The sequence below is a fragment of the Acinetobacter sp. ABJ-A23_2 genome, from assembly GCF_044538765.1.
GTDB lineage: Bacteria > Pseudomonadota > Gammaproteobacteria > Pseudomonadales > Moraxellaceae > Acinetobacter > Acinetobacter nosocomialis_A.
The window spans coordinates 1-318 of the sequence record NZ_JBIUCP010000126.1 but is presented as its reverse complement, the minus strand read 5'-3'; the positions used below and the strand labels follow the sequence as shown (position 1 = coordinate 318).

1 protein-coding gene is annotated in these 318 nt (G+C 54.1%); it reads left to right on the top strand.

Annotated features, from left to right (window positions below; translation table 11 throughout):
• A partial coding sequence (locus ACH63V_RS18155; RefSeq protein WP_396464331.1) for an Ig-like domain-containing protein occupies positions 1-318 on the top strand: 318 nt, incomplete at both ends.

Below are 318 nucleotides of genomic sequence, written 5' to 3'. Positions count from 1 at the left end.
CCGCAGCGATTCCTGTGACAGCAGATGGCCCAATCACCATCCATGCCCAAGCAGTGGATTCACAAGGCCATATCAGCAGCCCGGCAGATGTCATCGTGACTGTCGATACGGCAGCACCAAATGCACCAGTGATTGATCCAATCAATGCGACTAATCCAATCACAGGTACAGCAGAAGCGGGATCAACCGTGACTGTGAGCTTCCCTGATGGCACAACAGCAACAGTCGTTGCAGGCCCTGATGGTAAGTGGACAGCGCCAAACCCAGGTGACTTGCTTGATGGTCAAATAGTGACTGCGACAGCGACTGACCCAGCAG